This is a genomic window from Nocardia sp. CA-120079 (assembly GCF_050955745.1).
Lineage (GTDB): Bacteria > Actinomycetota > Actinomycetes > Mycobacteriales > Mycobacteriaceae > Nocardia.
Window position 1 is genome coordinate 4126542 of sequence record NZ_CP192088.1, and the last position, 25825, is coordinate 4152366.

Annotated in this window: 27 protein-coding genes; 15 read left to right on the forward strand and 12 right to left on the reverse strand. The window is 65.2% G+C overall.

From position 1 onward, the window contains the following. Positions 1 to 8 precede the first annotated feature (8 nt). The 3 genes from pdhA to ACQPYR_RS18700 all read right to left on the reverse strand — a co-directional run bounded on the left by pdhA (position 9) and on the right by ACQPYR_RS18700 (position 3895). Entirely contained in the window at positions 9 to 1076 is a 1068-nt protein-coding gene (pdhA, locus tag ACQPYR_RS18690) for a pyruvate dehydrogenase (acetyl-transferring) E1 component subunit alpha (RefSeq protein WP_433633900.1), read from the reverse strand. Positions 1077 to 1085: 9 nt separating this feature from the next. Then, positions 1086 to 2540, reverse strand: a complete 1455-nt coding sequence (gene lpdA, locus ACQPYR_RS18695) for a dihydrolipoyl dehydrogenase (RefSeq protein WP_433633902.1) — start codon at positions 2538 to 2540, stop codon at positions 1086 to 1088. Between the two features lie 155 nt (positions 2541 to 2695). Next, entirely contained in the window at positions 2696 to 3895 is a 1200-nt protein-coding gene (locus tag ACQPYR_RS18700; RefSeq protein ID WP_433633904.1) for a PucR family transcriptional regulator, read from the reverse strand. 202 nt (positions 3896 to 4097) lie between these two features. On the opposite strand from ACQPYR_RS18700, the gene ACQPYR_RS18705 reads away from it, so the two are divergent. The 14 genes from ACQPYR_RS18705 to ACQPYR_RS18770 all read left to right on the forward strand — a co-directional run bounded on the left by ACQPYR_RS18705 (position 4098) and on the right by ACQPYR_RS18770 (position 15152). Then, entirely contained in the window at positions 4098 to 4763 is a 666-nt protein-coding gene (locus ACQPYR_RS18705; protein ID WP_433633906.1) for a hypothetical protein, read from the forward strand. A gap of 6 nt (positions 4764 to 4769) precedes the next feature. Beyond that, the gene (locus ACQPYR_RS18710) at positions 4770 to 5960 is read left to right on the forward strand and encodes an SRPBCC family protein (protein ID WP_433633908.1); all 1191 of its coding nucleotides are present in this window, start codon (positions 4770 to 4772) and stop codon (positions 5958 to 5960) included. Next, entirely contained in the window at positions 5957 to 6367 is a 411-nt protein-coding gene (gene gvpJ, locus ACQPYR_RS18715; protein WP_433633910.1) for a gas vesicle protein GvpJ, read from the forward strand. Before ACQPYR_RS18710 ends, gvpJ begins: the two co-directional genes overlap by 4 nt. Further along, the gene (locus tag ACQPYR_RS18720) at positions 6364 to 7125 is read left to right on the forward strand and encodes a GvpL/GvpF family gas vesicle protein (RefSeq protein WP_433633912.1); all 762 of its coding nucleotides are present in this window, start codon (positions 6364 to 6366) and stop codon (positions 7123 to 7125) included. The genes gvpJ and ACQPYR_RS18720 overlap by 4 nt, the downstream gene beginning before the upstream one ends. A gap of 2 nt (positions 7126 to 7127) precedes the next feature. After that, entirely contained in the window at positions 7128 to 7385 is a 258-nt protein-coding gene (locus ACQPYR_RS18725) for a gas vesicle protein GvpG (RefSeq protein ID WP_433633913.1), read from the forward strand. Positions 7386 to 7399: 14 nt separating this feature from the next. After that, entirely contained in the window at positions 7400 to 7726 is a 327-nt protein-coding gene (gene gvpO / locus ACQPYR_RS18730) for a gas vesicle protein GvpO (protein ID WP_433635178.1), read from the forward strand. Beyond that, positions 7723 to 8115 (forward strand): gas vesicle protein, encoded by a 393-nt coding sequence (locus ACQPYR_RS18735; protein WP_433633915.1) that lies wholly within the window; start codon positions 7723 to 7725, stop codon positions 8113 to 8115. Before gvpO ends, ACQPYR_RS18735 begins: the two co-directional genes overlap by 4 nt. Then, positions 8108 to 8902 (forward strand): GvpL/GvpF family gas vesicle protein, encoded by a 795-nt coding sequence (locus ACQPYR_RS18740; RefSeq protein ID WP_433633917.1) that lies wholly within the window; start codon positions 8108 to 8110, stop codon positions 8900 to 8902. Before ACQPYR_RS18735 ends, ACQPYR_RS18740 begins: the two co-directional genes overlap by 8 nt. After that, positions 8899 to 9135, forward strand: coding sequence for a gas vesicle protein (locus tag ACQPYR_RS18745; RefSeq protein WP_433633919.1), 237 nt, complete (start codon positions 8899 to 8901; stop codon positions 9133 to 9135). The genes ACQPYR_RS18740 and ACQPYR_RS18745 overlap by 4 nt, the downstream gene beginning before the upstream one ends. After that, a complete protein-coding gene (locus tag ACQPYR_RS18750) occupies positions 9128 to 9418 on the forward strand; it encodes a gas vesicle protein K (RefSeq protein ID WP_433633921.1) in 291 nt (96 codons plus the stop codon). The genes ACQPYR_RS18745 and ACQPYR_RS18750 overlap by 8 nt, the downstream gene beginning before the upstream one ends. 52 nt (positions 9419 to 9470) lie before the next feature. Further along, positions 9471 to 10763: an ABC transporter substrate-binding protein gene (locus tag ACQPYR_RS18755; protein WP_433633923.1), complete on the forward strand. Its 1293-nt coding sequence runs from the start codon at positions 9471 to 9473 to the stop codon at positions 10761 to 10763. After that, positions 10760 to 12580: a hypothetical protein gene (locus ACQPYR_RS18760; protein ID WP_433633925.1), complete on the forward strand. Its 1821-nt coding sequence runs from the start codon at positions 10760 to 10762 to the stop codon at positions 12578 to 12580. The genes ACQPYR_RS18755 and ACQPYR_RS18760 overlap by 4 nt, the downstream gene beginning before the upstream one ends. After that, positions 12577 to 14208: a tetratricopeptide repeat protein gene (locus tag ACQPYR_RS18765; RefSeq protein WP_433633927.1), complete on the forward strand. Its 1632-nt coding sequence runs from the start codon at positions 12577 to 12579 to the stop codon at positions 14206 to 14208. The genes ACQPYR_RS18760 and ACQPYR_RS18765 overlap by 4 nt, the downstream gene beginning before the upstream one ends. A gap of 251 nt (positions 14209 to 14459) precedes the next feature. Then, complete coding sequence (locus ACQPYR_RS18770) at positions 14460 to 15152, forward strand: FHA domain-containing protein (RefSeq protein ID WP_433633928.1); 693 nt, start codon at positions 14460 to 14462, stop codon at positions 15150 to 15152. Positions 15153 to 15173: 21 nt separating this feature from the next. On the opposite strand, the gene ACQPYR_RS18775 is transcribed toward ACQPYR_RS18770, so the two are convergent. Further along, a complete protein-coding gene (locus tag ACQPYR_RS18775) occupies positions 15174 to 15836 on the reverse strand; it encodes a S1 family peptidase (protein ID WP_433633930.1) in 663 nt (220 codons plus the stop codon). A gap of 548 nt (positions 15837 to 16384) precedes the next feature. On the opposite strand from ACQPYR_RS18775, the gene ACQPYR_RS18780 reads away from it, so the two are divergent. Then, positions 16385 to 17863, forward strand: coding sequence for a dynamin family protein (locus ACQPYR_RS18780; RefSeq protein WP_433635179.1), 1479 nt, complete (start codon positions 16385 to 16387; stop codon positions 17861 to 17863). 6 nt (positions 17864 to 17869) lie between these two features. On the opposite strand, the gene ACQPYR_RS18785 is transcribed toward ACQPYR_RS18780, so the two are convergent. The 8 genes from ACQPYR_RS18785 to ACQPYR_RS18820 all read right to left on the reverse strand — a co-directional run bounded on the left by ACQPYR_RS18785 (position 17870) and on the right by ACQPYR_RS18820 (position 25822). Then, on the reverse strand, positions 17870 to 19294 hold the full coding sequence (locus ACQPYR_RS18785) for an Hsp70 family protein (protein ID WP_433633932.1): 1425 nt from the start codon (positions 19292 to 19294) through the stop codon (positions 17870 to 17872). 134 nt (positions 19295 to 19428) lie between these two features. Continuing rightward, complete coding sequence (locus tag ACQPYR_RS18790; protein ID WP_433633934.1) at positions 19429 to 21270, reverse strand: dynamin family protein; 1842 nt, start codon at positions 21268 to 21270, stop codon at positions 19429 to 19431. A 2-nt stretch (positions 21271 to 21272) separates the two neighbouring features. Continuing rightward, positions 21273 to 21905 carry a hypothetical protein gene (locus tag ACQPYR_RS18795; protein ID WP_433633936.1) on the reverse strand — a complete coding sequence of 211 codons (633 nt, stop codon included), beginning with the start codon at positions 21903 to 21905 and terminating at the stop codon, positions 21273 to 21275. Between the two features lie 238 nt (positions 21906 to 22143). After that, a complete protein-coding gene (locus tag ACQPYR_RS18800) occupies positions 22144 to 23136 on the reverse strand; it encodes a DUF4344 domain-containing metallopeptidase (RefSeq protein WP_433633938.1) in 993 nt (330 codons plus the stop codon). Positions 23137 to 23412: 276 nt separating this feature from the next. Then, on the reverse strand, positions 23413 to 23688 hold the full coding sequence (locus ACQPYR_RS18805; RefSeq protein ID WP_433633940.1) for a cytochrome C oxidase subunit IV family protein: 276 nt from the start codon (positions 23686 to 23688) through the stop codon (positions 23413 to 23415). Positions 23689 to 23692: 4 nt separating this feature from the next. Next, positions 23693 to 24211 carry a cytochrome c oxidase subunit 3 gene (locus tag ACQPYR_RS18810; RefSeq protein WP_433635180.1) on the reverse strand — a complete coding sequence of 173 codons (519 nt, stop codon included), beginning with the start codon at positions 24209 to 24211 and terminating at the stop codon, positions 23693 to 23695. Positions 24212 to 24332: 121 nt separating this feature from the next. Then, entirely contained in the window at positions 24333 to 25082 is a 750-nt protein-coding gene (locus tag ACQPYR_RS18815) for a hypothetical protein (RefSeq protein WP_433633942.1), read from the reverse strand. Next, the gene (locus tag ACQPYR_RS18820) at positions 25079 to 25822 is read right to left on the reverse strand and encodes a hypothetical protein (protein WP_433633944.1); all 744 of its coding nucleotides are present in this window, start codon (positions 25820 to 25822) and stop codon (positions 25079 to 25081) included. Before ACQPYR_RS18820 ends, ACQPYR_RS18815 begins: the two co-directional genes overlap by 4 nt. Positions 25823 to 25825: the final 3 nt, after the last annotated feature.

The following is a 25825-nucleotide window of genomic DNA, read 5'->3' on the forward strand; positions in this document are numbered from 1 at the left end:
AAAGGTTTTCAGAACAGCGGATCGGCTGGCAGCCGTCGGGATTCACCGGCCACCGGGGTGGCATAGGTGTAGTCGAACAGGCTCGTCGGCTCCGGCTGTGGACTGGCGTCGGCGAAGGCCACGGCGGCGTCGACGCCCTCGCGCACCTCGGCTTCGATGGCGGCGACGGTGTCCTCGTCGAGGAAACCGGCGGCGATCAGCTCGCGCTGTAGCCGGGCGACCGGATCGGATTCGCGCGCGGTCGAAACCGCCTCGGCGCTACGGTATTTCGCCGGGTCGACCACCGAATGCCCCTTGAGCCGGTGGCTGACGGCTTCCAGCAAGGCTGGTTTGCCCTCCCGGCGAGCGGCTTCGACCAGTTCGGTGGCGATATCCCGCACCGCGAGTACATCGGTCCCATCGACTCGTTCGCCCCGCATCCGGTATGCGCCGGCCCGCTTGTAGAGGTCGGGTTCGGCAGAGGACTGTTCGACGGTGGTGCCCATGCCGGTCTGGTTGTTGATCACCAGGAACACCACGGGCAGATGCCACAGTGCCGCGATATTCAGCGATTCGTGGAATGCCCCGATATTGGTTGTGCCATCACCCATTTGGCAGACCACCACATCGTCGCCGCCCCGGTAGTCGATCGCCAGTGCGGCGCCGACGGCCAATGGCAATTGGCCGCCCACGATGCCGTATCCGCCGAGCAGTCGGGTCGCGGTGTCGAACATATGCATCGAGCCGCCCCACCCCTTGGAGGTGCCGGTGGATCGGCCGTACAGCTCGGCCATCACCCGGCCGGGTTCGATGCCTTTGGCGATCGCGTAGCCGTGTTCGCGGTAGTTGGTGAACAGGTAGTCGGTCGGGCGCATCGCCGCGGCGAGTCCGACGACGGTGGCTTCCTCGCCGAGGTTCAGATGGCAGTAGCCGCCGATCTTGGCCTGGGTATAGCCCTGCGCGGTGCGCTCCTCGAAGCGGCGCACGAACAGCATGTCGCGGAAGTAGCCACGCAGGGTGTCGGGATCGGTACCGGCGAACGCCTTGCGCGCCGCGGCCTTCGACGTGGTCTTACGGGGTGCGGTGGTCGTGGTCACGGTGGCTCCTCATCGTTTGCGTGGCGCGATGTGCACGGGCAGTCCGAGTCCGGCCAGCGCCGCCTCCATGCCGATCTCGCCGAGGGTCGGGTGGGCGTGGATGGTGCCTGCCAGCTCGTCGAGCGTCGCCTCGAGCGAAATCGCCAGCGCGCCTTCGGTGATCAGGTCGCTGGCCGAAGGCCCGATGATGTGCACCCCGAGGACTTCCTGATGCTGTTGCCCGGCAACAATTTTCACGAATCCTTCGGTCTCGCCGAAGGTTTTGGCTCGACCGAGGGCCGCGAACGGGAAGCGCGCGGTGATCACCTCGTGCCCGGCGGCGCGGGCGGCGGCCTCGGTGAGTCCGACGCTGGCGATCTCCGGATGAGTGAAGGTGGCCGCGGGGATCACCGTGTAATCGATATGCGCCTGATGTCCGGCGATCACGTCGGCGGCGGTGAGGCCTTGATGGGAAGCGACGTGGGCGAGCAGCGCCCGGCCGGTGACGTCGCCGATGGCGTAGACGTGGGCGGTACCGGTACGCAACTGCTCGTCGACGGTGATGAATCCGCGGTCGTCGGTGGCGATTGCGGCAATGTCCAAGCCGAGGTCGGCGGTGTTGGGACGCCGACCGACACCGACCAGCACCACATCGGCATCGAGCTCGCGCGCCCGCGGGCCGTCGACAGTCACACGCAGTGCCTGATTCGACTCTTGTGCAATGGATTTCACCGTCGACCCGGTGAGCACCGAAATGCCGCGCTTGCTGAAGGAGCGCCCCAGCGCGGTCCCGATATCGGTGTCCTCCGCGGGAACGAGGCGGTCCTGCATTTCGACGATCGTGACCTCGGCGCCGAAGGTGGCGAACAGGCTGGCCCATTCGGCGCCGACCGCGCTGCCGCCGATGATCACCAGCCGCTTCGGCACCTCGGTCAACCCGAATGCGCCGTCGGAGGTGATCACGCCGGGCAGGTCCGCGCCGGGAATCGGCAGCCGAGCGGGCATCGAGCCGGTCGCGATGATCACATCGCGCGCACTGACCTGCCGGATCGGCGCGGTCGGGGCGGCGGCGTAGCGCGGGCCCTGCGGACCGACGGGGGAGGGACCCACCTCGTGCACCTCGACGGTGGTGGGATCGATGAACCGGGCATGGCCCTCGATGACCGTCACTCCGTTTGCCGCCAGCAAACCCGCCACACCGTCGGTGAGTTCGGTGACGATGCCGTCCTTGCGCCGGCGCACAGCGGCGAAGTCGAAACGCACATTGTCGGCGTGCACACCGAAATCCGCTGCGGCGCTGACGGTCTGGAAAACCTCCGCGGATCGCAGCATGGCCTTGGTGGGAATGCAGCCCCAGTTCAGGCAGACCCCGCCTGGCCGTTCCTTCTCCACCAGGGCGACCGTCAAGCCGTGCTGGGCCGCGCGGATGGCGGCCACATAGCCGCCGGGGCCGCCACCGACCACCAAAAGATCGAAGTCCGGCACTCGTGGTGCTCCTCGTCTCGAACGATTTCGACTCGGCACGGGTATGGCGCGAGTCATCATCGACGAGTCTGGTCACCACCCAGCGCACAGACAATCACTCCGAAGCCCAGGAAATCGGTCTCGAAAATGGGCGCTGAGCCCAATTCCACGGGTTCCTACCGGTGCTCTGATTCGCCGAGTCGGAGCCCCGCGAGCGCGAGCGAGAGCTCCAGATAGGAGCGTTGTCCGTCGAGCGGACGACCGAGCAGGGTCGAGATGCGCTGCAACCGGTTGATCACGGTATTGCGGTGGCAATGCAGACGCGGCGCGGCATTGGCGGCCGAGCAGTTCTCCGCCAGCCACACCGCAAGGGTGTGCAGCAGCGAGTCACGCTCTTTGACCGGGAGGGCCAGCACCGGACCGAGGGTTCGGGTGACCAGCAGTTCGGTCAGATCGGGTGAGCGGACCAGCAGCGCTTCCGGATAGCGCTCGTCCAAGGCGACCAATCCCGTTGCGTCCCAGGGCATTGTCTGCATCGCGATGAGAGCGAGCGCGTGCGCGGTATCGACATCCGCGAGTCCCGCGACAGCAGGGGAGGCGCCGGCCAGTCCACGTATCTGGGGGCGAAGATGAGCCAGCACGCTGGCGCTGTCCTGACGGGCCAGCGATACCAGCCCGATCGTGGCATCCACGCGGTCATGCCATACCGACCGAATCCCCAACGCGCCCAATGCGGTTTCGGCGCCCGCTCGCAGCGGCCGTCCCTCGCCGCCACGGACCGCGACCACCAGATAGGCCCCCTGGGCGGGCAAGTTCAGCTCGCGCGCCACCCGTGCGGCGAAGGTCGCGTCGTGCGCGCGCCCGGCGAGCAGATCCTCGATCAGCGCATGCCTGCGGCGTTCGTCGTGGCGCACCTGTTCGAGTTCGGCATTGCGATACGACGTGACCAACGCCGAGGACAACCCGTCGATCACCGTCCACATCGCGGTCCCCGCCTCGCGGACCTCCCGCGCGTCGATCGCCTCGGCCTTGTCCAGCAACGCCTCCCACACGATCCCGCCGCCGAGACGGAACGTGCGCAACATCGCCTCCAACGGCACCGCTTGCGCAGCGCGATGCCGGCCGATCGCCGCGGCCACATTATCGTGTTCTGGATCGGTCGCCGCCCCGCCCAGCAGATCCAAGATCCGGGTCAGATATTGCCGGCACCCTTCCCGCAACTCCTTGCGCGGCACCGAGGTGTAATCCGTCCACTCCGGGTTATCGGTGAAAATCGCCGACAGCAACCGCCGGGTCAGCAGTGGAATCTCCGCCCGGCAGGCCGCGGCCAACTTCCGTGTACCCGCGGTGGCGACCGGATGCTGGGGTGTAGCCATAGCAGTCGACGCTACTCAGTGCCGTTGCGGCGTCGATATGCGACTTTCGCGGGCCGCACCCATAGACCTATCCGGTAACCAGGAATACGCTGAAGTTGGCCAAATGTTCTGCGTCCCGATCTATCCCACTCTGGGGCGTCGTATCTCGGACGTCCGGGCTTCGCTGATGCGTTTGGGTGTCGAGGCGAGCAAGGAGTGAGCTGTGAAAGGTGGAGCAAGAATTGCCATAGGGGTGGGCATTGGGTATGTGTTGGGGCGCACGCGAAAGATGCGATTCGCGCTGGCGCTGGCGGGTGCGGCCATGTCGAGACGGTCGTCGGGAATGCCTGCGGAACTGCTCGAGCGGGGGACGTCGTTGCTCAAATCGTCGCCGGAGCTGACCCAGATCACCGATACCGTCAAGGGTGAGTTGGTGGGCGCTGTGCGCTCCGCCGCGGTCACCGCGGCCAGCAGCCGCATCGACGCGCTCAACGCCCGGTTGCAGCAGCGTGCCATACCCGACGCGGAGCAGGACCGAGCCGAGTCGCAGGAGCCGGTTTCGGACGAGGACGAGGACGAACGGCCCGAAGGCGAGTTGGCCGAGGAAGAATCCGCTGAGGAAGAACCGGCCGAGGACGAAGGCGACGAGGACGAGTACGACGAGGACGACTCCGACCGAACCCGAGACGAGTACGACGAGGACTCCGCGCGGACCAGTGCGCGGCCGCGGGCACGCCGGACGCGTACAGCCACGCGTAGGACGGGCTCCCGGACCGCCGACCGTGCACCCGGGTCCGCCGAGCGTAAGGCACCCTCGGCCCGCCGACGCCGTAGTCGCGTCGATACCGACGAAGCCGACGAAGCGCCTGTGCGACGCACGAGGAGATGAGGCCCGATGGCGGCCAAGACACTGCGTGATGCGACGACCGGAGTCGGCAAGAAAGCCGCCGCCTCCGCGGGCCGGGCCACAAAAGCCGCGACCGGAGCCGGATCGACCATCCAGAGGAAGACCCGGAAAGCGGTCCCGACCAGCCCGCTGCAGCAATCGGTGCAGAATCTCACCTCGACCCTGGCCGAACGAGCGGCTTCCGGGCTCTCGGGAAAGGTATCGAAGGCCGCCGACCGGCTGAATCAATACGCTGAGGACGGTGGGGGAAATCTACTTTCGGCGATAACGGGAGTGGAAAAACTCAGCCAAGGCGCCTCACCGCTGCGAGCGACGATGAGTGCCGGCATGGAGAAGCTGAAGCACTCCGTCCGCGACAACTTCGAAACGGTCAAGGAGTCCGTGACCGGGGGCAAGGGCAAGGGTGGCGGCAAGAAGCGCAAACCGACCAATATCGTCGAGCAGCTCGACCTCGGCGTTCCGATCGACCTGGCCTACGACCAGTGGACCCAGTTCGCGGACTTTCCGAAGTTCACCAAGAAGATCGAGCAGGTCGAGCAGGAGTCCGACGAGAAACTCACCTGGACGGGCAAGGTGTTCTGGTCCAGGCGGACTTGGAAATCCACGATCCTCGAACAGGTGCCCTTCGAGCGAATAGTTTGGCGCTCCTCAGGCGCCAAGGGCTACATCGACGGCGCGGTGAGCTTCCACGAGATCACACCGGATCTCACCCGCATCCTCGTGGTGCTCGAGTACCAACCCAACGGCGTCTTCGAGAAGACAGCCAATCTGTGGCGCGCGGCCGGTCGCCGATGCCGCTTGGAACTGAAGCAATTCGAGCGGCACGTCATGACCGAAGCTGTGCTGCACCCCGACGACGTCGTGGGCTGGCACGGCGAGATCCACGACAGCAAGGTCGTCAAGGACGACGAGACCGCACGGCGCGAGGAACAGGAGAACGCCGAGGCCGAAACCGCGGACGACGAAGATCGAGACGCCGAGGCCGAAACTGCGGAAGACGAAGATCGAGACGAAGAGGAACGCAAAGACGAGTCCGACGAGTACGACGAGGCCGAGCAAGACGAGAACGCGCAGGACGAGGACGAGCAGACCGCGCCCGCGTCACCCCGCCGTCGATCGGGTTCGCAGCGCCGCACCACGGCGGCCCGCCGGTCGAGCGAGAGGAGAGCACGAACATGACCATCGAACCCGCAGGCGGTGGCGGTGGCGGAACCGGCACGATGGCGCGCCCGAATTCCTCCAGCCTTGCCGACGTTGTTGACACAATTCTGGACAAAGGACTGGTTATCGATGCGTTCGCGCGCGTGTCGTTGGTCGGCATCGAGCTGGTGACCGTCGACGCCCGAGTCGTGGTGGCCAGTGTCGACACTTATCTGCGCTTCGCCGAGGCCGTCAACCGGCTCGAAATTTCCACCAGTGAACCCAAGGGTTTGACCGATATCGTCGGCGACGTCACCGAAGGCGCGAGCAAACACAAGACGAAGGGTGCGCTCGAGGCGGCGGGCGAGAAAGTCCAAAGCTTCCTCGACGATGTCGGGGACAAGCGCCAAACAGCACCCCGGTCTTCGCGGCGCAGGGAGGAATGATGGCTACCGCCCACGCCGTATACGTCTACGGCATCGTGCCCGCCGATGTGGAGCCGCAACCGCATGCCAGTGGTATCGGCGACCCCCCGAGCGACGTCGCGGTTGTGCGGCACGGCGAGATTGCCGCGCTGGTCAGTGACATCGCCACCGATCACCCGCTCGGCGACCCCGATGACCTCGCCGCGCACGCCAAGCTGCTGGACGAGTCGGCGGCCGTGGTTCCGGTGCTGCCGCTGCGCTTCGGAGCGGTGATGACCGATGAGGAAGCGGTGGAGAACGAGTTGCTCGGCGAACACGAGGACGAGTTCCGCGCCGCGCTGGAGGAATTGGAGGGCCGTGCGCAGTTCGTGATCAAGGGACGCTACGTCGAGAATGCCGTGCTGCGTGAACTCGTCGACGAGAACGCCGAAGTCGCCCGACTACGCGAGGAGATCCACGACAAACCCGAAGACGCCACCCGCGATGCCCGGATCGCACTGGGCGAAATGATCAATCAGGCGATCGAAGCCAAACGCGCCGAGGACACCCGCAGGGTGATTTCCGAACTCGAGGATTTCGATCCGCTCGTCAACCAGCGGCAGCCCACCCATGAGGAGGACGCGGTCCACGTCGCGGTTCTGCTCGACAGCAGTCGGCAAGGCGATCTGGAGGATGTGTTGCGCCGGCTCGCCGCGGACTGGGACGACCGCGTCGAACTGACTCTGCTCGGACCGATGGCGGCCTATGACTTCGTGATGAAACAGGCACCCGAGAGCTGACCATGGGTCTGCTGTCATCGATCTTGTCGTTGCCCCTCGCTCCGGTGCGCGGCGTGATCTGGCTGGGCGAACTGATCCAGGACCAGGTTGAGCAGCAGCTACAGGATCCCGCGACAGTGCGACGCGAACTCGAGGAGATCGATGCGGCCGCGACAGCCGGTCGCCTGTCCGAAGAAGAGCGGAAACAAGCGCAGCGGGCCGTCCTCGATCGCAGGCTCCGGCCGCCAGGCGGCACGGCGGCGCCCAACCGGAAGGAGTGACTCGCGTGGCACGCATGACCACTCCCGAAAACCCCGAGGATGTCGACTCGGCGTCGAACGAACCGCCTCCCATCACCGCGGCGCAGGCCTCGGCCGCGGCAATCGAGATCCTCGTGGAACTGACCTCGAAGCACGTGGAGGGAGTCACCTCCATGGAGCCGATCGAGGACGGATGGCTGGTCGAGATGGAGGTGCTCGAGGATCGCCGTATCCCGTCATCGGGTGACATGCTCGCGCTCTATGAGCTCGAGCTCGATTTGGACGGAAATCTGCTGGCCTACCGCAGAACCAGGCGCTACTACCGCGGCAGTACCGATGTCGGTGGAAGAAATCGACGATGACGGTGGTCGGAGGCGAGTCGTCGGCACCGCAGCCCTACGGCGGCGGACATCAGTCGACGAATCTCGCCGACATCCTCGAACGGGTACTCGACAAGGGTTTGGTGATCGCGGGCGACATCCAGGTGAATCTGCTCGACATCGAACTGCTCACGATCAAGCTGCGGCTGGTCATCGCGTCCTTGGAGACGGCCAAGGCGGTGGGCATCGACTGGTGGGAGACCGACCCCTGGCTCAGCAGCAAGGCCCACACGCTCGAGCGGCAGGATCACGACCTCGAACTGGAGAACCGGGAACTTCGCGACCGGATCGCCGAACTGGAAGCCGCACGACAGGTCCCGCAATCTCTCGAAGGCCGCCGCGAGGCCAAGGAATCGAGGCGGCGTGACTGACGAGGTCGGCGTCTGGCTGTACGCGGTGACTCGCGCCACCGACGTTGCGGCGGGGCTTGGCTCGATCACCGGCGTCGCGGGCGAGCCGGTACGCGCGGTGGTCTCGGATGCGCTGGCGGCGTTCGTGGGATCGGTGCCGCTCGCGGTATTCGGGGAGCAGGCACTACGGCGGAACTTGGAGGATCTGGACTGGCTCGCGGCGACAGCCCGGGCGCACGACGCCGTGGTGTCAGCGGCGGTGCGACGCGGCCCGACCGTCCCGCTACGCCTGGCCACGGTCTTTCTCGACGACGAGCGGGTGCGCGACCTGCTCGATGCGCGGCGTGCGGACTTCACCGCAGCGCTGACCCTGGTGACCGGCCGCACCGAGTGGGGCGTGAAAGCCTATACCGACCGTGCCGCCCTCACCGCCGCGGTCGCCGATGCCAGGGCCGCGAGCACGGGGAGCGAAAAGGGCACGGGCACTGCCTATCTGGCCCGTCGCCGTGCGGAACTGTCCGCACAGGAGACTGTGGAACGCGACGCGGCAGAGCGGGCCGAGGCGGTACATGCGCGCCTGGTTCGCCAGTCCGCCGCGGGACGTCGTCAACCGGCGACGGACCCGGCGTTGAGCGGCCGCCGCGACTGGATGGTGCTCAATGGCACCTATCTGGTCGATGACGATCACGCCGGTGACTTCGCCGCGGCCGTGGACGAACTCGGTAAGCAATTGCCCGGTATCCGGCTCGAAATCACCGGTCCGTGGCCGCCGTATTCGTTCGCCGGCGTGGACCAGGAGCCGATATGAGACCCGCGGACCAGAGCGTCGACGGCGAGCGCCGGGTCGCGCTCGTCGATCTGTTGGACCGAGTGCTGGCCGACGGGGTCATCATCACCGGCGATATCAGGCTGGCCATCGCGGATGTAGACCTGGTCGCGATCTCGTTGCGAGCCCTCGTCTCATCCGTCAGTACGCTGTCTGCCTTCTCGGTCGAACCCGCGGCGGCGCACCCTGAACTGGAACCGCCCCGCGATGACTGAAGTCGGTGGCATCGCCCCGCGTATCGATACCAACCCCGAATCCGTCGAGCGCGGGCTCGTCACGCTCGTGCTCACACTGGTGGAATTGCTGCGGCAGCTGATGGAACGGCAGGCCCTGCGGCGCGTGGACGATGGCGAGCTGACCGAAACCCAGATCGAACGCATCGGCACCACCTTGATGCTGCTCGAACAACGCATGGAGGAACTGCGCGACCATTTCGGCCTCACCCCAGAAGATCTCAACATCGACCTGGGTCCCTTGGGAAAGCTTCTTCCCGACTAGCAGCGTGATGCAATAATCCTCGGCGACATCATCACCGCTCTGTTGGGGGAGCATGGGGACGAGAAGAGCTTTGCTGCAGGCGGGTTGGGTGCTGCCGCTGGCCGCGTGTGCGCCGCAGCTGTTGTGGGGCGATTCGGGGTCGATCCGAATCGGAGTGTCGTGGAGTGGCGCGGAGCTGGCTGCCTTCCGGAAAGTGTTGGAGCCGATGCCTTTCGCGCGATCGTTGGATGTGATTCCGATGGGCGACGAGGTCGGTACCGCGTTCAGCGCGGGCGGGAAGTCAGCGCCGGATATCGTGCTGCTGCCGCAGGCCGGTCAGGTTCGCGCACTCGTCGACGACGGTAAGCTTCGGCCGGTCCCCGATGTGCTGTGGACCGACGACCAAGGGGCACGGTATCCCGAGTTATGGCGACAGCTGTTGTACCACAACGGAAAACCGTACGGGGTGCCGTTCAAGGCCGCCGACAAGTCACTGGTCTGGTACGACCGGCAGACCGTCGACAACTACCACCTCGGCGACCCCGCCGATTGGACGATCGCGGATTGGGTCGACCGGATCGAGGTGCTGGCGGGCACGCCGATCCGGTTGCTGGCCCTCGCCGCGGCGGACGGCTGGGTACTGACCGATGTTTTCGAGAATGTGCTGCGCGCCGAATCTCCGCGCACCTACGACGATTTGACGACCGCCACGCAGGAGCGTGTCTGGGACCGGCCTGCCGTGCGCGCAACGTTCGGAAATCTCGCGCGACTGTGGGGCCGACGCCATGCCATCGCGGGCGGCGTCGCGGTGGCGTTGACCCGTCAGTTCCCGGATGCGATTCGAGAGGTGTTCGAGCACCGCCGCGCCGCTATGGTGATCGCGCCGGATTTCGCCGAACCCGTTGTCCGCGAGTGTCTTCGAGCATCGGGTCGACGGCCGGAGGAGGTGGTCGGTATCGCACCGTTCCCGGTCACCGGCCTCGGTGGTGACCGGCCACGGATTGTGGGCGGCGATGTCATGGTGGTGACCAGATACGCCGGCTCGCGCGCGGATGAGGTGGTGGCGGCGCTGGCCGCGCCGGAGGCGCCGCTGCCGTGGATTCAGGGCGACGGCGGCTTCATCGCCCCGAATACCCGGACCACCGTGCGCTATTCGACACTGCTGGAACCGATTGCACGTTCGCAGAGTCCCTGGAGCGCGTTCGATCTGTCCGATCAGCTGGGAGCGGTCGGCGGCCGTAATGGGTTGTGGCGCATACTGACCGAGTTTCTCATCGCGATCGGTGACGGTGCCGCCGAGCGGCCGGATGCCGCGATCGATCGCGCGATCGCCGCACTGGACGAATTCGAGCGGAGTCGCCGATGACGGGTGTTGCCGACTTCCGTGCCAACGGATTGCGCATCGAACTCGCGACTCGCCGGATGCGCGGCCCGCTGATACCGGGCGGGCGGCCGCATCGCTGGCTCGGTTGGGCGGGCCTGCTTGCGGTCGGGTTGATTGCGGCGTTGCTGGTGGCGCCCGCGGTGTGGACGGTGGCGATCGCGGTGCCCGCGCGTCCGCGAATCGTGTTCTCCTGCACGCTTGTCGCCTGTGGTGCCGTCGCCTGCACCCTGATCCGCAGGCGTGGATCGGCGAGTCGGGCGCGCCGGTCGGTGCTGGCGGTTTGTGCCGTGCTCATCGCGCTGGGGCTCTGGTTGCTGTCCGACGCCCTGGCCGGCGACGGACGATGGGCGTACCTGCTGACCATGCTGTGGGTCGTCTTCGGTTTGGTCCTGCTGCTCGTCGCCGTCGGCATCGCCTGGCTCTCACGCGATTCGCGCAGGTTGTGGGCACCGTTGATCGTGCCGTTCGGTATCTCGGCATTCGTCTCGGGTGTCGCATTCCGGATAATCTTCCAGCAGCTCGCCGCCCGGTTCGGCATCGAAAGCGTTGGCGGGTACCGGATCTGGTTCGCGCTGATGCTCGGTTCGGCGTTTCTATGGACCTGGCTGGGCTTCCTGACCGGTTTGTTGCGCGCCGATATCCGTGCCATCGAAGCGGATCCGGTGCGGTCGGGCTATCTGCACGGGCAGGGAAAGCGTTTCCCACTGCTGCGCCTGCTGGAGTTGGTGCGTCCGATCCTGCTCATCCTGGGATTGGTCGTCGCGGTGGCCGCGGCCAGGGTCTTCGATGTGGTGCTGATCGGGGTACCCGGTTCGATGCAGTACCAGCTCGACAGTGCGACCGTGCAGTGGTGGCGACTGGCCACCGATGATGATCTCGGCGCGGGTGTCGCCGCAGCATACGCGCTGCCGTTGGCGGTGCTGGTCGGCTTCGTGGCCTGGCTGCCGCGGACCAGCGTGCGCGGGCAGCGCGGTGCGCAGACCTACGCGGCGGTTTCACCGCCGGTGGACGCCACTCGCCGCATCGGTCCGGTGCGTGCGATCGGAATCGCCGCGGTGTCGCTGTTCGCGTTGGTGCCGATCCTGGTGCTCATCGCCGTTTGTCTGAACGGCCCCAAGGGATTCGGGCTTTCCGCGCTCACCGGTATGTGGGGCGATGAATCCTTCCGTGCGGCATGGCAGACGACCTTGCTGGTTGCCGGTTTGGCGACGATCGTGGTGGTGGCGGCCGCCCTTCCGGTGGCGCATCGACTGGCCGCGGGCCGTCAGGAGGGTGTGGTCTCGCGGATCGCGGTGGTGTCCCTGGTCGTCCTGTCGGTGCTGCCCGCGCAGAGCTATCTCGGTTCCCTCGATGCGTTCATCGACACGTTCAACTTGTCCGGCACCAGGATTCCGTTGATCTTCGTGCACGCTGCCGCGGGATTGCCGATCGCGATCCTGATTCTGCGCGGTGCGATGCTGGCCCCGCCGGACACCCCGGCGGATGCGGCGCTGCACGGTCTGGCCAGTCCGGGAACCGTGACGCGGCGGTTGCTGGCATCGGCGGGCCCAGCCGTGGTGGCGGTCGCGGTGCTGGAATTCATCCAGGTGTGGAACGACTTCTACATCGGTCTGATGATGAACGGCGCGGGTGCCAGCCCCTGGTCGCTGCTGCTGTGGGGCGAGGCACGGCAATTCAACGAGAACGCCGCGGAATTGGCGGCCGGGTCGCTGTTGTCGGCCGTGCTACCCGTGCTGCTGCTGCTTGCCACGTGGCGGCGCTGGCTGGTACCGGGACTGACCGGCGGGACTCTGTCGTGACGGCGCCACGCGGATTCGAGGCGCCGCAGCAGAGCACGCCGCGCTCGTCGATCTGGGAGGGTGTGCTCGGCACCGCGGAGGTCGTCGCGTGGGCGCTGGTCCTCGAACTCGGTCGCAATATCGTGGTCAACTCGCTCGGCGACAGCGATGTCGTCAAGGTGATCGGCGGGTTGCTGCGCGGGCTCGCCATCGTCGCCGTGCTGGGCGCCGGCGCGTATGTGGCCTACCGACGCGTAGACAGCTTTCGCGAAAGAGTGCGCACCGAAAGGGAACTCGCTCTGATCGCCGAACTCGTCGAACCCGGCGAGCCGGTACGCTTCATCGACGCCAGAAACTGTCCTGATCCGCCGCGGCAACTTTCCGAACTCGATCACGATCCCATCCTCGCCGCTTTGCGGGAACTGCCGGTTCAGGAATTCGAGACAGCCGCCCTGCTCGGGGTGCTGACTGCCGTTCTCGAGGCGCCGACCCGTTTGCCCCCGGATTCCGCACCCGACGGGCGCACCGCGACCTTGCTGCTGGCCGACCTCGAGGTACGCGGAGTCGTCGATTATCTCGGCGCCGACCGATATTGCCTGCGTAAGGCGCCGCGGCTGCCGCTCACCGCGGAGGTCGTCAGCGGACCACACTGGCGGGCGGCGTTGACCGCACTGTTGCATCACTACGCGGACCGGGCCAGCCGCTGGGCGATCGCGTTGGAAACGGTTCGTTTCGCCAAGGGGGCGCGACGCTGGTTCGAAGCGGAAGAAGAATATCTGCGCAAACTCTTCCCGAATCCGGGAACGCGGCTTCCGAGCGCGGCGGTACACGAACTCGCCAAAATCGCGGACGCCCTCGACGTCTGGTATGCCCGCAAGGGCCTACCCGAGAATGCCTACGGCGTAGCAGAGGCGCTGTGCGGATTCACCGATGCCGACGATTTCCCGCTGCGTAGTGAACTGGCCGCGCTCCGGGCGGGCAGGTTACGTCGACGACCGTCGAAATATCGGCCACGCGCCCTGTCCACGAGTCTGTCCGCGCGCTGGTCGCACTACACCGCGCTGCATCGACTCGAAACCGCGCCGCCGAGTCCGACCGTGCTGTCGGAGTCGGCCGAACAACTCGAAGCGGCCTGGTGGTTGCTCCCGCGCACGGATCTGGCCGCAGTCGTATGCGCGCTGATCAACCTGGCCGTCGTCCATTTACATCAGGGTCGGCTGGACGCCGCCCAGGATCGCCTGGAATTGGCCGAATCCTTGACCCGCGACGGCCGCGACCCCGATGGCCGGGCCCAGACGCGCGAGACACTCGGCGTGCTCTGGTGGACCCGCGGTGAACCCCGCCGGGCGCTTCGGCATTGGCAGCGCGCTCTCACCGCCTACCGCGAGCTCGAAGATGATCTCGGTACCGGCCGTTGCCTGCAGCACCTCGGATCGGCCGTCGTCCTCGCCCCTGAACACGGGGGTCTGCTGCTGGGTAACGACCCCGCGCTAACCCGTGCCGAAGTGCTCCGGCAGGCCGGCGGGTGGCTGGCCGCCGCCCACCGCCTGCACCCCGCCGCTCTGCACGCCGAACACTATGCCCGCCAGGCCGGTTCGACGCTGCACACCGTCGACCGCTGGCCGCTACCCGCCCCGGATCCGCAATAGCCGGGTTCACCGTGGAACTCGGCAGCCGGAGTAACTCCGGCAAGAGTTGCGACCGAACGATCACCCCGACACCTGGTTGCGGAACTCATAGTCTGGAATATTTGCGAAAAGGGACCTAGGGAACGATCAGACCCCTACCCCACATACCAAGTTAGTTGAATTCTTACATTGGGCGGCTTGGGTGGCGCATTCTGATCTTATAAATCGGTGCCCGCAGTTCATGACGTACCTCGGATCGGGAAAGACGCATCATGTCCACGTCATACGGACAACAGGCGCTGCGTCACGGACCCTATCCAGGCGCAGGCGAGCGTGCGCGGCATCCGTCAGCCGGTGGTGGCACCCTGTCCCAACGGATCGGCTACGGAAATTGGCGCGAGATCCCACTCGATCACGACACGCACGGGATGACAATCGGACGGTCGGAGGCCGCCGACATAACTGTGGCCGCAGACGCGACCGTGTCGCGTCTGCACGCCATAATCAAGCGGGTGAGCGACTGCTGGGTCGTCATCGATAATGGGCTGTCGACAAATGGGACATTCGTCAACGGCGAGCGCGTCGGCGGATATCGCAAACTCGAGTCCGGCGATACGATCCGGCTCGGGAAATCGGTATTCATCTTCACAGACGGCCACCCATCCGCGGATGAACGAACGATTGCCCAGACCGGTCTGCCGGCCCGGACCGCGTTGACCGACGCTCAGTATCTGATTCTCGAGGCGCTATGTCGCCCGTACGACGCTGAGACCGGCTTCACCTACCCCGCATCGAACTGGCAGATCGCGCACGATCTCTGTCTGAGCGTCGCCACGGTGAAGACCCACATGCGGGCGCTGTTCAAAATATTCGACGTCGAATCCTTCCCGCAGAACAAAAAACGCATGTTTCTGGTCGAGCGCGCACTCGACAGCGGCGTGATCGTCAATCACCACGGGCGATAGCTGGAATGTGCGGTGATACAGCTAGATCGGGCGGAAACCCGCTCCGATCCCACCGCGCGCATCGACGTCGTCCATGATGGCGGCAATATTCGCGCCGAGCTGCGGCCCCAGGCACGGCACTCTCAGGTATCCGTTCACCATGCCCACGAGCGTTGTGCCCACCACGACCGGGCCGCCGGAGTCACCGGGCAGGACGCATATCTGCGTCCAGGTCCAGGTGTTGGTCTGGTACACATCGCCATAGGCCAGTCCACAGGTCTGGCCCGTGGTATAGCCCTCCTTGCACGCGATATCCGGGAACTGCGCCGGACCGCCCAATCCGGTGATCGTCGTATTACCCACGCGGTTCACGGGTACGACCTTGGCCGGATCGAACATGATGACGGCGTAGTCCATATCGTTGTTCGCGTAGGCGAAGGTGCCCACCACGCCGGCGTCACGGTTGGCGTCGGCAACGACCGTGGTACCCGCATCACCGCAATGACCTGCGGTGAGCCCGACCAGCCGACCCGCGGCATCGTGCCCGATCGTGGTGAGCGTGCAGACACCCTGGTCGTTGACGACAATGCCGGAACCGCCGCCCAGTACCGACGGGCCTGTGGCATGCGCAGTGCCTACTTGCACCCCGGCCGACGCTGCGCATGCTGCGAGCACAGCCGCAGCTCTCGCGAGCTTCCTGAACATGTCCGATCCAATCGCTGAGCTGCAACTATCCGGTCATGCGAGGCAGATGCCCGTACCGAGGGGGAAGATCGGCGGTACGAAGCAGACCCACCACAGGAATGGGTTCCACCACAAAATGGCAGGCTCGACCTGCGGGGGGAGCTGTTCGGAGGCGGGTGCCACTTGGACAGGCGCAGGGGGAGCGGCCGGGGCGGGCGCGGCGGTAGCAACGCCTGATCCGAGAGCAAGCATCGGTGCGAGCGCTGCCGCTGCTACGGCTGCGCGAATTTTGGTGCTGTTCATGATGGTTTCCTTCAACTGAGCTTCAGGGACGCCCTCATCTGTCGAAGGCCTCCCGCAGATGAACACCACCAACTCTTCTCGTAGAGTGCGCGGAAGATCATCATCCCCCGGGTTGGAAACACTCACACCTCGCTGACGCCAGCCGTCAGCCCCGGGCCATCGGAGCACGTCATCGCGGATAAAGAAGTGTTAGGCACGCGCTGTTGATCCGGTGGCGCGATGATGTTCGGTATGGGTGCAACCACGTGGGTTACCCGAGTGCCGATATGAACACCGCGGCGCCGATCGCCAGGGTCGACAGAATCATCGAGGCCGCCCATCACGTTTACTCCGGTAACCGTGCCGCTACCGATCGCCTCGAAGAGGGTGCGCGACGGCTGCACGAACCACTGCGACTCGCATTGGCCGGTGCCGTCAAAGCCGGAAAGTCGACCCTGCTCAACGCACTGGTCGGCCAAGATATCGCCCCGACCGACGCCACCGAATGCACCCGCGTCGTGACCTGGTACCGGCACGGCGCAACGCCGACGGTCCTCGCCCGGCTCGCGGGCGGCCGGGCCGAGTATGTCCCGATACAGCGAGCCGAGGGTGGGCTGACGTTCGACCTTGGCAAGCTCATGGCCGCGCAGGTCGATCGAATCGACGTCGACTGGCCGGTGCCCCGCCTCGCACGGACCACGATCATCGACACCCCCGGAACCACGTCACTGTCGAGGGACGTGTCCGCGCGCACACTGCGGTTGCTGACTCCGGACACCGGCTCCGCCGGAGCCGATGCCGTCGTCTATTTGTTTCGCTCGCTCGACGATTCCGACCTCGCATTGATTCGTCAGATCGGCGAGCACGTCGGCGGCACTGCCGGTCCGCTCGGAATCGTCGGCGTCCTCTCGCGCGCAGACGAACTCGGTGCGGGCCGTCCGGACGCAATGCACTCCGCCCGCGCGGCGGCCAAAGACTTCACGCGCGAATTGGAAACGACGGGCCTGTGTCAGGCGGCCGTGCCGGTTGCGGGTTTGCTCGCGTTCACCGCGAAAACTCTTCGACAGAGCGAGTTCGTGGCACTACGCCAGCTTGCCACGGTCGCACCGGCCGACCTGGAATTGGCGATGCTCTCGGCCGACCGATTCCAGCGTGCCGACTATCTGCCGATTGATTCCGCGGCACGACAGCACCTCGTCAGACGTCTGGGGCTATTCGGAATCGGCATGGCACTGACTCGATTACGGTCCGGAACCAGCGATTCGGCGGCTCTGGTCGACGAATTGATCGCACGCAGCGGCATCGGCGAACTCGAGCGCGTCATCGACATCCAGTTCGGCCAGCGGGCGGACGAATTGAAGGCACATACCGCGCTGCTGATGCTGCGGCAGATATTCGCCGCCGACCCGGCCGCGCAGGCCGCACCGCTCGGCCGCGAAGTCGCGACACTGCTCGCGAATGTGCACGGCTTCGAAGAACTGCGACTCCTGAGTCGGCTCCGCTCGACCGAGACGGTGTTGTCCGAACAAGAACTCACCGATCTACAACGGGTGATCGGCGGTCACGGGACCGGACCGGCCGAACGCTTGGGAATCGAACCGTTCGCGGTCGCGGGCGTGGGCCAGGACGTCGCATTGGCGGAAATCAGACGATGGCGATCCCGCGCCGAACACCCGCTCGCGGATCAGTTCACCGCCAATGCCTGCATTGTGGCGGCCCGCAGCGCCGAAGGCGTGCTGAGCGAGTTACGGCGGGGTGTTCGATAGAACTGCTTATGAAACATGCCGGGTGGGATACGGGAGTTGGGTGGTGGTCGCGGCAGGTGAAGGCGTGTCGGTGACTTGCTCGGTTACCGTGGGCTGCGGTTCGGTCTTCGGCGCGCTGTGCGCAACGATTCCGATAATCGCGGCTGCGAGCGTAGCAATCGCCGCGGTGGCGAGAAGGGCTAGTTTACGACGTCGACTGCCGACCTTTTTGCCACCTCCGGTTGATTCCGGCGCCACCGGATTCGCGGATGCGACGGCCACCGGCGGTGTGCTCGCGACCGGCTCGGAGGACCGAGGCGGTTCCGGAGCTTGCGGCGGGGTAGCGGGAGTCGGTGCCGGCATCGCTTGCGGCGGCACCGGCGCCGATGGGGCGACACTGGGCGAAGAACGTGCCAGCAGAGCAGCGCCATTCGCCGAGGTGAGGCCGGGATCGGGTTCCGCGATGACCGGTACGTGCAACTCCGCGGACAACACCTCGGCAACGAGCGGGGTTGCCGACGCCCCACCGGCCAGCACTACCGCTTGCACATCGCCGGCATCGATGTCGTTGGTGCGCAGGGCTTCTCGGACAAGTCCGGCGGACTCGACAACCTGCTCTCTGATCAGATCCTCGAGCTCGGAGCGGACAAATCGCACGTCGTGACGCACGGGTCCCAGCTCCGCCTCGATCACCGCGGCGGTTTCGCTGGAAAGCGTCTCCTTGGCCTGCCTGCAGCGCAGCCGCAGTTCGTTCAGTGGCGCCAGCATGGCGGGGGCCGCGAGATCGATGTCTCCGAGTTCCCCGGCCAGGCCTCGGAGAACGTGCCGCACGATGGCGTCATCGATGTGCTTGCCACCGAATTCCGCGCTCCGGACCGTTCTGCCGATCTGTTCGGTGCCGCGGGCCGTCGAGACGCTGAGGCCGTTGCCGCCGAGGTCGTACACCACGACGGCGCCGTCCGGGGGCAGCCCACGCGTCGACTCGACCCGAGCGAGAATCGATCCGACCTCGTCCACGAGTGCCACATCGGCCATGTCCATCCGGTCGAGCGCCTCGCGCAGCGCCTGCACGCCCTGTGGCTGCCAGTAGCTGGGATATGCCGCCGCGATGGTGGGCGGCGCGGCGAACGCACCGGCCGAATACCGCGTCAGGTACTGGACGGCGCTGGCGACGAGTTTCTCCGGCCGATGGGCCGAACCGTCGGCCGCGACGAGATCGATCGGGTCGCCGACACGGTCCACGAACCCGGTGACCACCATTCCCACGTGCGCCGAACGGGTACCGCTGCCGATCGGAGACAGCGCCGGCGCCATGCCTTCGGTCATGATCAACGTCGCATGGTGCTGGGTCGTCTGGGGACGTCGGGCGCGCCGATCGGAACCTCCGGACGCCGCATCAGCTGCGGTGACGAAATCGGCCGTGCCGATCTTGATGCCAAGACTGCCGGACATGCACACCTCTCGATTGCTGGTCGCTGGGAATTTGCGCTTATTAATCTGCTGTACGGACGGATCGTCGGCCATATCCCCAAGTGGTGAACCGGACCCCGCACAGGGTGAGGTTCATTCACCCAAGGTGGAAACGGCTACGTTCGCTGCGACTGCACGGTTCGCAGCCGTGCGGCACCTTCGCGGACCCTGACCAGCGCGGTCAAATTCTGTTCGACCTCGGTGGCACGCTTTTCCCGCGCGACGCGCTCCATGCCCGCGGCGTCCTGTGCTGCCTGTATCGAACTCTGCAGTGACGCCAAGGCTTGCTCGGCCGATTCCTTGAAGTGATCGCGCAGCTCCCGCTGCATATTCCGGAGGCGGTCACGGGAGAGCTTGTGTACCTGGAAGGACACGTCGTCGACGTACTTTCGAAGCGTGAGCTGTGCGATGTTGCGGCGGCGTGCCAGTCGTCCGGCGCGGTCCTGCTGGTAGGCCTTCACGCCGATCACGACCCCGGCCCCGATCGTGATCGGGTTCATCATCGCCGCGCCGACCATGGTGGCGCCCATACCGATCATCATCGCGCCGCTATAGCCACTGCGCACCGCGGTCAGGCCCCGGTCCGCCAGCGAAACCTTCATATCGCGCAGCTCACCGATCTGCAGCCGTGGGTCGATCAGGTCGCCCTGGCAGATCGCCTCGAGCACCGGAAGATCGACGCCGTCGCCGTCCATCGCGAACGATGCCGCCACCCGCTCGGCCAGTGCCTGAGCGGACTGGTACGCCCAGACGAAATTGTCGCCGACCGCGGCGCTCACCTCTTCCTGCACCCACTCGGTCAACACCGGCCATTTCTTGTCCGGATCGCCGTCCGCGAGCTCGGACTCGATGTGCTTGTTGATGCTGCGCAGCCGTTCCCGAAGGTCGTGGTCGATTTCGGAATTGAGGTCCGCGACACCGTCGGTCAATACCTGCTGCCACGACCGCGCCGACTTCGCCTGCGCATCCGATATTTCCTTGCGCGCCTTCAACTCTTCGGCCATCCGCTGCTGGAACCCTGGATCCCGCAACGCATTCAGTTCCGCCTCGAGCGGCACGGTCAGATGGTGCGCGACAGACTCGATATCGCGCGCGACGCGGAGGCGCCGCTTGGTTTCGATATCGGCGAGACCCTCGGTGCGCAGGAACGCGAGCAGATCGGGATATCCGGATTCGGCATTGAGTTCCTTGTCGCGCAGGCGGACTGCGTGACCGCGCAACGTCGACGAAACCGGAATGATTCGGCAGCCGATCCCGGCATCGGCGAGGTGGCGGCGGTCGGCGTCCGCGATTCGGCGCCATTCGGGGTAGATGTCGACCTTGGTCAACGCGATGACGGCCGCGGGGCACAGCCCGATCACCTGCTGCACGAACCGAAATTCGGGTTCGGTGAACTCCTGGCTGGCGTCGGTGACGATGATGACGGCGTCCGCCAGCGCCACCTCGTTCAATACTCGCGGGACATGCCGCTGGCCGATGCCGCCGACCCCGGGGGTGTCGATGAGGGCCAGACCTTTCGGCAGCGTCGCGGTACCGATGCCGACATCCGCGGACACCACTTGGCCGCCGCGCGCGTGCGCGGACTTCGCCAGATCGGATTGCAACTCATCGAACGGCAGTGCGGCGGCGACGGGAGTTTCGGCGTGCGGCATCTCGACGACGAGCTGCGCGACCGGTTCGTCCGCGTGCCGGACGACGGTGACCACCGAGGTGGCTCGACGGTCACCGACTGCGCAGACCTGCTCGTTCAGCAGGGCATTGATCAGCTGGCTCTTGCCTTGCTGGCGCAATCCGACGACGGCGACTCGCATAGCAGCGTCGGCGGATCGGCGTCGCACGGATCGGAGGGTGCCGAGCAGGTCTTCCCGGTCCGCCGACTGTGCGAGTCGGATCAACCAATCGAACAGGGGTGGGACGGCTGCGGCCGATCCACCGGTCGGTGGTTGATCGGCTGGCATGCTCAGAACATGTCCATGGCGTCGGCGATGGTGTCACCGATATCGGCCAAGGGCCCCTCGGAAAACATGTCTTGCGTCCCGGCATCCATGCCGAGACCGTTGGAATCGGTGTTGTAGATGTCATCGGGCGGCAGGCCATTGTCCATGGACATATCGTCGATCGGTTGCTGATCCATGGGTTGCTGGTCGATGGGCTGTTGCTGGTCGGCAGGCGCCTGTTGGTCCCAGGGGACCTGTAGGTCGATCGGTTGCTGGTCGATGGGCTGCTGTTGGTCGGTGGGTGCCTGCTGGTCGGCAGGCGCCTGTTGGTCCCAGGGGACCTGTAGGTCGATCGGTTGCTGGTCGATCGGTTGTTGCTGGTCGACGGGTGCCTGCTGATCGACAGGCTGTTGCTGATCCACCGGTGGTTGCTGCTGATCCACCGGTTGCTGGTCAACCGGCAGCTCGAAGCCGGGAATTTCGATCGGCCCCGGCGTTTGTTCGAGGCCGGGAATCCCGCCCAGCTGATTCATGATGTCGTCGAATCCCTGGCTCAGCTGTGTCGTCGTATCCTGCGGATCCGTTGTGGCGCCACCGCAACCCGCGGCTCCGCCGAGCTGGTTCATGATGTCGTCGAATGGGTTTTCCTGTGACAATGTTCGTCCTCCATGGGTCTCTGTCGTCGAATTGTGGATGGGGCCAATCCACGTCTGGACTTCCCGGTATCAATGGCTCGTGATCTATGGTCCGGGCATACGACGGCAGGAAATAGACACCTGAGGGGGAGCAAACCCACACCCTTGGCGGCGGGCATTCGCCCCGAAGGTGAACGCTGTGGCCGCCTGCGACGTCAACCGCGTCCATTGTCGTAGAGACAGCGGGAAGACGACTCGCCTAGCGCGTAGGGGTGGTTGATTGCGTTTGTGTCGTGGAAGAAGGAGTCGCATTCGGGGTACCGTTGGCTGTGGCGGGGGCGCCGAGGCCGGTCTTGATGTAGGGATTCAGCAGGGTCTGCCACGCGGCCTTCATTCTGTTGTATTCGTCGGGACACGCGGCGGCGCGCTGATACGGCAGGAACCCCTTTTTCTCTGGCTCACCCGGTTTGTTCACGAGTACGTCGAGCACGTTGGGTTGGGAGCCGTAGGCCCAACACACCAGGTTGTAGGCGCGTACCTGGTTGAGTGAGTGTTCGTCGGCGAAGGAGCGCGCATCGAGACTTGCCGGATCGTCGGAGATATCCATCCAGAAGTCGGACGCCGCGGCTACGCTACCGGCACCGAGGCGACCGGGGATGGTCAATAGGACCAGCGTGCCGAGCTGGTCCGCTGAGTCCTCTTCGCGGCCGGTCGCGGGCAGTGAATACAGGTTGATCGCCATGTGTGCGGACTCATGGAAAGTGATCATGCGAGTTACGCCGTCGAAGTAAAGGTTGAAAATGTCGGTAGTTCCCATGTAATTCGAATTCGCAGGGTCCGCAGCCTGCATCTTCGCGTATCTATCGGCGACCGCGAACATCTCGTAACAGAGGGTCAACGACTGGTTCTTCGGGTCCCAGTACGCGTTGAACTCGCCACATTCCTTGGCGACGACGGGAATGTCCTTGGGTAGCTTGTACATCGCTCCAAGAGCATCGGTAAGTTCTTCGAGGACCTTGTTGTCTTGGATGGCCTGCTTGCCTTCTTTGGCAAGGTCCGAAGCCATCGCACGCTCGTACTTGGGCACGAACTTTCCGGTGTCCGCTACTTTGCTCGTAGTTGCGGCGCTCGTAGTTGCGGCGCTCGTCGTCCCCTGCGAGGCCGGCTTGCTGTCTTTATCCGATGAACATGCCGTGGTCGCCGCGGCCAGTATGGCCACCGCTCCGGCCCATCGACACCATTTGGGAATCATTGCAATACGCCTCTCCAAGTCGCAGGGCGCCCGCTACGCGATGATTGCTAAATGGTAGCAAGGTCGTGTGTTCGGTATGTTGGGTTTTCCTCGCATCGCTGAGGCGTTGTCTCGGGTCAGGGTGTTCACCGAGGTCATCGGTAACCCGTTTAGCCACTTACTCGCGATTTGCTCGATTTCTCGGTCGCGTCGAGAGGTGGAAGCCGCATTGCTGTCGAGTAACCAAATGACCGATTTGGCGTGCTCGCCGTGCCGATGCACGGTCAGTGCGGGGATTCAGTACAGATATATGGCCAGCGCCGCAGCCCAGAAGGCGAGCAGCCAGATATCGATGAACAGTCGCAGCCACCGCGGACCGGTGCGTACTTCCATGAAGTACTGGACGACGAGTCGCCCCTTGATGACTGCCATGGTCAACACGGCGACGGTGATCGTCGTGTCGGCGGTCGGCCGGGGGGTGTGGTCGGTGTGGCCCAGCAACCACGAGAGCAGGGTGATCACGCACAGGGTCGCCCAGACGTAGGTGATCCGTGCGGCGGCTGTCGGGTTCATCGCGTCACCTCATCACGTATACGAGAGCGAAGATGATGAGCCAGAGCAGGTCCACCATGTGCCAATAAACGGCTCCGGCCTCGACCAGCGATATCCGGCGGTGCGGGTTGCGGAGCTGGAGGTAGACGACGGCCAGGAATACGAGCCCGAGCCCGACGTGGAATACGTGGATGCCGGTGAGCATGTAGTAGTACATGAAAAAGTCGTTGTGCGGGAACGTCATTCCCCGTTCGACTTCGATGGTCCATTCGTATGCCTTGATCAGGATGAACAGCACCCCGCAGGCGCCGCCGGAGATGACCAGCTGCCGAGATCGGTCGAGATCGCCTGCGCGCGCGGCGATTACGGCTCGTGCGATGAGCCAGGAGCTGGTGATCAGCACCAGCGTGTTCACGAATCCGATGTTGAGGCTGAGGTGCTGCTGGGATTCCAGAAAGAGGTCGCGGTGCCGGTCGCGGTCGATGAGGAAGATGAGGAAATAGATTCCGAAGATGATCAGGTCGCCGAGCACGAAGATCCACATGTCGGTGTCGCCGGGCAGGTGTGTGCTGAGCCGTCGGTCGAGGTTGCCGACGTCGGACCCGTCGTCGGTGGTTCGGTCGGTATCGGTCATGGCGTGTGGTCCTGTTCGATATCGCGCCGGGTCAGTCCTGTACCTGTTCATCGGCAGGCTGATTTTTGATCGCCCGGTAGAGCAGGGCGATCATGGATATCTCCCATCCGACGAATATCGCGGTGCCCAGCCAGAAACTGATGGCGCCGTTCCACGCCAGGGTGCCCGATCGGAAAACCCATACCGGGGCGGCGAGGATTTCGGTGACGATCATCCAAATCGATATGTAGGCAAGCCATTTGGGGAAAATGCCGTTGTGGTCGAGGAAAATCGCCAGGGCCAGCACCATGCATTGGGTGGCGAAGCAGCCCAATGAGCCGACGAACGACAGCAGGCCGAGTTCGTACAGCATGGCGACGAGCTGCGGGTCGCGGTCGGGGCGGAAGGTGGCCGCGAGGAAGGCGAATGCGGCGAATAAGCACCCCGGAATCGCGCCGACGGCCAGCGCGGCGATATAGGCGTAGGCGAATACCGGGCTGACCGACATCCGCTTCATCTGGTAGGCGATCAGGCCGTTGGCCAGTCCGGTGAAACCGATGACCGCCATCAGCAGCGCGAAACCGATCCGTATGGTCAGCGAGTGGTCCTGGAAGAATTCGACGGTCTGCGCGGTGGTGATATCGGGTCGCGGTGGTGGCATCACCCGGGTGAGCGCGACGAAGATCAGCCCGAATACGTTGTAGAAGATCGGTATCGACCACCAGCAGATCCACAGGTCGGTCTTGCGGTTTCGGGTACTGCTCGTGGCGATGGCGGCCGGTGCTGTACTCGCGGTGGTCATCGCGCGGCCCCTTGTTCGTCGGCTTGACGCGCGACGGCAGCGCGGACGGCGAAGAACATCACGGCCAGGTAGAGGCCGAAGGCGACGATCCGCAGCCAGAACGACACCACACCGTTCCAGGCCAGCGGGCCGCTGCGGAAGATGACCGAGCACGCCGATGGCGTCATCGCGAGTGCGACGACCAGGCTGAAATGTGCCACCCAGCGCGGGAAGATCGGCCGAGGCTGGCGGTCGAGGTAGATGGCCAGCGCTAGACAGACTCCCTCGGCGACGAGCATGCCGACCGGTGCGGTGAATGTCAGCCAGGCCAGGTCGTTCAACAGTTGGACGAGCTGCGGGTCGCGTTCGGCGCGGAATGCCGCGACGAGCCAGAAGATATCGGCGATCGCGAACAGCGTCGCACCGGTGACCACCGCGGCCAGGTAGCTGTAGGCGAGTACCTGGCTCGGTGTTGCCATGCGCTTCATCTGGACGACGATCACCATGAAGAATGGGATCAGCATGATTCCGCAGAGGTTGTAGGTGATCATGCTGAATCGGATCATCGCGGTGTGCTGCCGGTAGAAATCGGCCACTTGGTCGGCGGTCAATTCCGGTGACATGGGCGGGAAGAACCCGGGAAACGCCAAGAACGCGATCAGCAGCACGGCCCCGAAACCCGGCAGGAGCCATAGTCCGATCCGCTGTGCTGTCACTGTGGTCGGGGCGGGGGCTCGTTCCGGTTCAGCGATTGTCTGCATAAC